This window comes from Shewanella sp. A22 (genome assembly GCF_053850585.1).
The window spans coordinates 1-2,612 of the sequence record NZ_JBSQBN010000217.1 but is presented as its reverse complement, the minus strand read 5'-3'; the positions used below and the strand labels follow the sequence as shown (position 1 = coordinate 2,612).

Here is a 2,612-nt window from a genome sequence, read left to right as displayed (position 1 = left end):
AGCGATAAAGTGGCAAGGGTGCAAGATGTTTGCGCTTATAATTAGTCTATTTTGTTGTTTGCTTGATTTATCTCATCACTGGGGAATGAATGAATAAATCGACCAAACACCCTTGCCAAAACGGTTTAATTCTTAACTGGCCATTGTTTGTAATTGTTGGTTTAGTCGAGCAATTTTTTGTTGCAAATAAGCTATTTTTGACACGATAGCGCTTTTATCTTCGGTTTGGAGTTCATCGTTACTTCTTACCCATTGATAAACCGTTTTAGCAGGCACACCGTATTGTTTTGCTACTTCAGACAATAATCTATTATGATTTTTGACTTCGTTGACAACTTGTTCACGTAAGTCCATTGGATACTGTCTTGCATTAGACATATTCATCAGATATTTACCTTGTTAACTTATCAATGTTTACCTGAGCGAGTTTCTACTTCATCCCACTGACTGCAACCAAGATGTGTTAAGAAAAAAATGTGTTGACGGCACTGCGTAATGACATTGCTGACCATGGCATTTATCGACTTAATGCTACGAATTATGGTTATTCTATTCATCGCTATCTCCTACAATTACCGTGTACTGCTCAATAATTAAACTACTACTTAGTAGGTATATTTATTACTATGGAAAGCTCGTGCCAACTTTATAAAATAATTATAATTATTATTTTTCAATTAGTTATGTTTTTTGTGTCAATTTGTTATTTTTCGTCAATAGATTAAATTGGTGCAATTGCACTAATTTGGTGAAAAGGTCTTCTTATGACTTGTTATGCTCATTGCGCAGTATGGATGACAGAATAAAAGCAATGCGAGTGTCGAGTGGTGATTGCCTGTAGAGGCTTTGAAAACGTTTTAAAACGGGGCTGAGGGTAGGGGAAATATGGTAAGCGCGGATATACGCAAGAGGAGCTGACTCATTGCCATCCAAAAAATTGCGCCAGAGTGCGCGATTTTTTGGACGGCGTGTTTAGTGAATTATCTAATGCATTAAAAATAATGTAGCTAAGCCTAAAAATGCAAATAAACCAATTACGTCTGTCACTGTGGTTAGTACCATACCACCGGCCAGTGCTGGGTCGATATTTAACTTTTTCAACATTATTGGAATAGTGGCACCTGCAAAACCTGCTACAGTCATGTTAATTAACATCGCACTGCCAATGAGTCCTGCTAAAGCGATGTCATCTTTCCAAAGCCATACAGCAAAAAATACCAATATTGACCACATTAAGCCATTTAATAACCCAATGCCTAACTCTTTACCTATCAACCAGCGTGCGTTACTTTTGCCAATGTGCCCTAGTGCAATACCACGGATCACCAGTGCTAAAGTCTGATTACCAGCAACGCCACCCATACTTGGTACTATGGTCATTAAAATTGCGATGGTAGCAAATTGCTCTATCGTACCTTCAAACATGTTACTGACTGAAGAGGCCAGTAACGCAGCGAATAAATTAATTGTTAGCCATAGAGATCGCCTCAGGGTACTTTTTAATACGGGACCAAATGTATCTTCATCATCGTCCATCCCCGCCATTCCCATCATTGAATGTTCGGCGTCTTCGCGGATCACATCAATTATGTCATCAATGGTGATCCGCCCGAGCAATTTTTCTTGGCTGTCTACGACAGGAGCTGATATCCAATCTAACCGTTCGAATTTTTGGGCCACGTCTTTATCAGACATTTCTACGGGTATACTTTCTAGTGCGGTGTCCATAATGCTGCGGACAGTTACACTGGGGTTGCAGGTTAATAGGTCAGCTAATCTTACTCCGCCTAGCACGTGGTCTTGGCGGTCTACGACATATAAGGTATCGGTAGAATCGGGCAGGTTTCCTCGTTGGCGCAAGTAACGTAATACCACTTCTATATTGACGTCAGGACGGAGAGTGACTGTATCGGTATTCATGATACTGCCAGCGGTATCATCAGGATAACTTAACGCTTGTTCCACACGATGTCTGTCTTGGCTTTTCATCGACTTGAGTACTTTTTTGTAAACCGTGTCAGGCAAGCTGCGAAGAATATAAGCGAGATCGTCGGTGTCCATGCCAATGGTGGCTTGGGCAAGCTTTTCTGGTGTCATGCTGCTGATAAGAGAATCTTTTAGTTCTTCACCTAATTCGTCAAGAATTTCACCTGCATACTGTTGATCAATTAATTGCCAGAGAACTTGTCTATTTTTTGGGGGAGATGATTCGAGTATTAGGGCAACATCATTAGGTGACATGGTATGTAACATGTTACGAGCATGAACAAACATACCGCTGTCGAGTGCTTGAGCAAGTTGATTAAGTCGTTGTTCTGTTACTTCACTGTCTAGGTATTCTTTACCCATGTATTGACTTCCTCTTTAACACACTATACTCGTTTAATGATTTACCGGTGTTATTGCTCTGGTGTATTGGGCTCATTCAAAAGGACATGTAATCAAGATCCATAGCTGTATTCGCGGCTTGCTTGTTCATGTCTACGTAATACCAATCCCATTAAATATCTGGTCAGTTCAGAGCCTCTCAGGTTTTTCAATTCAAGGCACATTGATGTAGAAATGGTTGTTGCCTTTTAAATCGATGTAACACAGAAGTGGAATACCTGAGA

Annotated in this window: 3 protein-coding genes; all 3 read right to left on the bottom strand. The window is 40.2% G+C overall.

Annotated features, from left to right (window positions below; translation table 11 throughout):
• Positions 1–132 precede the first annotated feature (132 nt).
• Entirely contained in the window at positions 133–384 is a 252-nt protein-coding gene (locus ACWXWT_RS20275; RefSeq protein WP_456043375.1) for a transposase, read from the bottom strand.
• A gap of 23 nt (positions 385–407) precedes the next feature.
• The gene (locus tag ACWXWT_RS20270) at positions 408–557 is read right to left on the bottom strand and encodes a hypothetical protein (RefSeq protein WP_456043374.1); all 150 of its coding nucleotides are present in this window, start codon (positions 555–557) and stop codon (positions 408–410) included.
• Between the two features lie 427 nt (positions 558–984).
• Positions 985–2,349, bottom strand: a complete 1,365-nt coding sequence (gene mgtE / locus ACWXWT_RS20265; RefSeq protein ID WP_456043373.1) for a magnesium transporter — start codon at positions 2,347–2,349, stop codon at positions 985–987.
• Positions 2,350–2,612 lie beyond the last annotated feature (263 nt).

Excerpts from the sequence above, each read along its gene's own strand:
- ACWXWT_RS20275 (WP_456043375.1), bottom strand. The coding sequence starts at position 384 with ATGAATATGTCTAATGCAAGACAGTATCCAATGGACTTACGTGAACAA.
- ACWXWT_RS20270 (WP_456043374.1), bottom strand. The coding sequence starts at position 557 with ATGAATAGAATAACCATAATTCGTAGCATTAAGTCGATAAATGCCATG.
- mgtE (WP_456043373.1), bottom strand. The coding sequence starts at position 2,349 with ATGGGTAAAGAATACCTAGACAGTGAAGTAACAGAACAACGACTTAAT.